Annotated in this window: 3 protein-coding genes and 1 pseudogene; all 4 read right to left on the reverse strand. The window is 65.9% G+C overall.

Annotated features, from left to right (window positions below):
• A partial coding sequence (locus K728_RS0114360) for a thioredoxin-like domain-containing protein (protein WP_024477124.1) occupies positions 1-609 on the reverse strand: 609 nt, incomplete at its 3' end.
• Positions 606-2781: pseudogene (locus tag K728_RS19560) on the reverse strand (cytochrome c oxidase assembly protein). The gene K728_RS0114360 and the pseudogene K728_RS19560, both read right to left, overlap by 4 nt.
• Positions 2782-2908: 127 nt before the next feature.
• Positions 2909-3199: an HU family DNA-binding protein gene (locus K728_RS0114370; protein WP_019481737.1), complete on the reverse strand. Its 291-nt coding sequence runs from the start codon at positions 3197-3199 to the stop codon at positions 2909-2911.
• A 142-nt stretch (positions 3200-3341) separates the two neighbouring features.
• Positions 3342-4508 carry an MFS transporter gene (locus K728_RS0114375; RefSeq protein ID WP_162148057.1) on the reverse strand — a complete coding sequence of 389 codons (1167 nt, stop codon included), beginning with the start codon at positions 4506-4508 and terminating at the stop codon, positions 3342-3344.
• Positions 4509-4574 lie beyond the last annotated feature (66 nt).

Below are 4574 nucleotides of genomic sequence, written 5' to 3' on the forward strand. Positions count from 1 at the left end.
CACCAGCCGGTGGTGGCCGGTGTCGCCGATCAGGAGCGAACCGTTGGCGAGGGGGACGGCTTTGCCCGGGAACCGGAGGTCGCCGGCGGTGCTTTCGGCAGGAACGTAGGGTCCGTCGCCGCGGTGCAGCGTGCCCTTCGCGGAGTGTTCCTCCACCAGCTCCTGGACGAGGGACTCCAGCCCGGCAGCGTGGCCCTCACCGGAGAGGTGCGCCACAATGTACCCCTCGGGGTCGACGACGACGAGGGTGGGCCAGGCGCGGGCGGTGTAGGCCTGCCAGGTGGTCAGCTCCGGGTCGTCCAGCACCGGGTGCTGGATGTCGTAGCGTTCCACTGCGGCGGCCAGGGCGTCCGGGTCCGCTTCATGTTCGAACTTGGGTGAGTGGACTCCCACTGTGACAACCACGTCGCTGAACTTCTGCTCCAGGGGCCGCAGCTCATCCAGGACGTGCAGGCAGTTGATGCAGCAGAAGGTCCAGAAGTCGAGGATGACGATCTTCCCGCGCAGATCTTCGAGGGTGAGCTGCCGCCCGCCGGTGTTGAGCCAGTTGCGGCCCACCAGTTCGGAGGCACGCACCCGGTAATCGGTGCGGATCGAGGTCTCAGTCATTCACGCTCTCCTGGTTGGTCAGGCTTCTGGGATGATGCTGGCTTTCCGGGTCCCGGTGTGCCTGGACCGCGGCGGTTGTCGCGTTCCGCCAGCGAAGCGAACATGTTGTTGTAAGCGGTGAGATCGGCGTCGTTATTCCTGTCCGCCGCACGATCGGTCCGTTTGGACTCCCGGGCGTCGTCACGCGACCACATGATGGCGACGCCGATCGCCACCAGCAGGGTGGGAATCTCGCCGATCCCCCAGGTCAGGGCGCCGCCGAGTTGCTGGTCTTCCAGCGCCGAGGGGCCCCAGTCCCGGCCCATGTTGCCGAACCAGGAAGCCTGGAGCAGTGACGTGGACCCCATCAGCGCGACACCGAAGAAGGCGTGGAAGGCCATGGTGGCGAAGAGGAGCAGGATCCGCAGCGGATACGGTGCGCGGCGTGGCACCGGATCGGAGCCCAGCATCGAGAGGACGAAAATGTACCCGGTGATCAGGAAGTGCACGTACATCAGTTCGTGGCCCACATGTTCCCGCATCGCGAAGCCGAACAGCGGTGAATAGTAGAAGATCACGATCGATCCGGCGAAGTTGGCTGCGGCGAACAGCGGGTGGGTCACCAGCGCGGAGAAGCGCGAGTGCACCAGCACCAGGATCCACTCGCGGATCCCCCGGGACCCGTCGCCGCGAGGGGTCAGCGCCTTGAGCGCCAGCGTTACCGGCGCGCCGAGGACCAGGAAGAGCGGAACCACCATGGTCAGGGCCATGTGGCCCACCATGTGTGTACTGAACAACACCATGCCGTAGACGGCTGGAGCGCCCGAGGTGATGTAGGTCAGCAGCGTCAGCCCGACCAGCCAGCAGGCAAGCCGCAGGAGCGGCCATTTGTCGCCGCGTTTGCGGACCTTCACCACGCCCCGCACGTAAGCCACCCCGACGACCGCCACGAAGGCCACCCAGAGCCAGTCGAAGCGCCATTCGGTGAACCAGCGTTCAAACGTCAGCTCGGGCGGCAGGTCATACCCGGAGAGGATCCGCGCTGGCGAGGCGTCGGGGGCGATCTCCTCGCTGACAGGCGGGGCCGTCCGGGACAGGGCAACAGCAACACCCGAGACTGCGCCCATGATCAGCAGTTCCACGGCGATCAGCTGCCACAGCACCCGCCGGGCGGAGAGCTGGCCGCCCGTGAGCGACCCGCTGCCCGTTCCGAGCTGGGGAATGATCCACTGCCGGTGCATGAGGCCGATCCCGCCGAGCAGCAGGGTGGCAACCGTCTTGAAGGTGACCAGCAGGCCCCACTCCGAGCCGAGCTGGCCCAGATCGTTGATGCGGAGGCTGGCGTTGATCACACCGGACAGCACCACCAGGATGAAAGCGAAACCTGCGAGGGAGGAAAAGCGGCGCAGCACGCTGGAGGTCAGGACGCCCAGCCGCCCGCTGATCACCGCCAGCACAATGATGCCGCCGATCCACAGGCAGACCCCCACCAGGTGCAGGGCGATCGAGTTGATGGCGGCGTAGTGGTCGTCGCCGCTGGCTGAGTGGCCGATCAGGGCCATCGGCATCAGGCCGAGGAGCGATAGGACACCGGTCAGTGCCAGCCAGCCGCTGGATCGGGCCCCGAAGGTCATGGTGGCGACGACGGCGGCGATCAGGACGGTGGACAGCCAGGCACGGCCGGTGTCGAAGTCGGTGAGGTAGGAGGCCAGCCCCTCCGTGTAGCCGGGGTCGCTGCTCAGCGGCAGGCCGGCGGCGTCGGAGTAGGTGAACAGCAGCACACCGACGGCGGCGAGGGTCCACGATACTGCGGCGACGGAGGCGAGGGTCATGACCGCGCTGAAGGCGGGGTGTTCGTCGCCCGGGGTGCCGGCGCTGCTGGTGCGCGCATTACTGGTGCGGCGGTGGGTCGATCCGACCCGGCGCGGGAGGATCATGACGGCGNGAGCCGATAACGGCGGCAACCGAAATGTTGTTCAACGCCTTGGCGACCGGCAATCCCCAGCGGGTCAGGGCACCCGGGTCGCCCAGCTGACGCGGACCGGCAGCCCCCGAGAACAGCAGGGCGAGGATGAGTGCGACCACGACGGCGGCACCGCCGGCAATCAGCCAGCCAACCTTCACCCCTGGGGTCTGTATGCCCGGGCGGTCGGTCGGCCGGGGCGCCTTGGTTGTAGTAGCCACATCTACCATTGTCTACCCTGCGTAGAACGGGTAACAATTCGGTGACTCACGCCCGAAGTTGAAGTTCGACGTTAAAAGGAAAGGCCGCCACCGGAAAGGGTGGCGGCCTAGAGTCCTTAGCGGACCGGGTGACTGACTACTTGACAGCAGCCTTCAGCTTGGAGCCGGCGGTCAGCTTGACGCTGCTGCCTGCTGCAATCTGGATGGTCTCGCCGGTCTGAGGGTTGCGTCCGGTGCGGGCGGCACGCTCGGTGCGCTCGACAGCGAGCCAACCTGGGATGGTGACCTTGACGTTGTTGGCAGCTGAGGTTGCCAGTACATCGAACAGTGCGTCAAGAACGCCGTTAACGGCGGTCTGGCTGGTGTCAGCCTTCGCTGCTACTTCTGCTACCAGTTCGCTGCGGTTCTTGGTTTCTTTCGTTGCCAATTTACGTCCTCCTGGACTTGTCCGTTATTTGTAAAGCCTTCACGATTCTGAAAGCCTCTGTGCGAAAACTTACCAGCTTGAGCACCAAACTCCGGTCGTTTCCGGCGTTTTTGGGGGTTTTTAGATGCCAAAGGGCACTATTTCAGCTGCTGACTCGGGGAAATCCCTGTTTGGTGCCGGTGAAGACCACGACCAGCGCCCCGAGTGCCAGCCCCGCCGCAGCGAATCCGATTCCCGACGGGCCACCCACTGTCAGCATCTGCGCACCCACCAGCGCTCCGGCGCTGATCCCGATATTGAACGTCGAGTTATGAACGGCAGCCACGGTGTCCGGGTGGTCCCGGAACGCGCTCATCGCTGCGGTCTGCACATAGGCGGGAACCGGACCGTACAGCAGGCCCCACAGGATCACCACGGCCAGGGTCCAGCCCGGCGCCCCATCCAGCAGCGCGACCCCCAGGAAAGACACCGTCATCACCAGCAGGGAGAGCAGTAACGCGGGACGCAACGCCGAGTCGGTGAACCGGCTGCAGATCGCGAGTCCCAGAATCCCGGCTCCGCCGTAGGCGAGCAACGCGAATCCCACGTTCTCAGCGGTGAAGCCTGACTGGAGCAGCACCGGGGTGATGAAGGTGTAGAGGGCAAACTGGGCGGTCATCATCACCACCACCGCGACTATCACCCGCCGCAGTGCAGGTCCCGCCAACGCCTCACGCAGCTGTGCGCCGCCAGAAACCTTGGACCCGCCAATGCCCGGCATGACGACGGCGGCGCCCACCGACAGGAGCAGCGCAATGATGGCGGCGCAGCCGAACGACCAGCGCCACCCGACCGTCGCCCCCAGCCAGGTACTCAGGGGCACCCCGAGAGCGATCGCGACGGCGTTGCCCGCGTTCACCAGCGCCATCGCCCCACCCAACCGGCCCGGCGGTGCCAACCGGCTCGCGTAGCCGAAGACCACCGCGAAGAACAGTGCGTGACACGCCCCGGCCAGGATTCGCCCGGTCAGCGCCACCGAGTAATCCTGCGCCAGGCACAGCACGATGTTGCTGACGCCGTAACCGGCGAGCAGCCCCACCAGCAGCGGCTTTCGGGGCACAGCACTGGTCCACGCGTTCAACGGGATGGAGGCGAACACCACCACTGCTGCATAGGCGGAGACCAGCAACCCGATGGCCGACTCGGTGACCCCCAGGTCCTCCGCCATCAGGGGCAGCAGACCAATGGGGAGCACCTCTGTGGCGACCGCAAGGAACCCACCCACGGACAGCAACAGCATCGGAGGTTCGAGCAGTTTCTGCTGCCGCACGGGCATTCCCTTCAGGATGGGTGCAGTCTGTCAGGACCGGCGCTTAACGCAAGAGGACGGCGACCC

The sequence above is a fragment of the Arthrobacter sp. CAL618 genome, assembly GCF_000468215.1.
Taxonomy (GTDB): domain Bacteria; phylum Actinomycetota; class Actinomycetes; order Actinomycetales; family Micrococcaceae; genus Arthrobacter_D.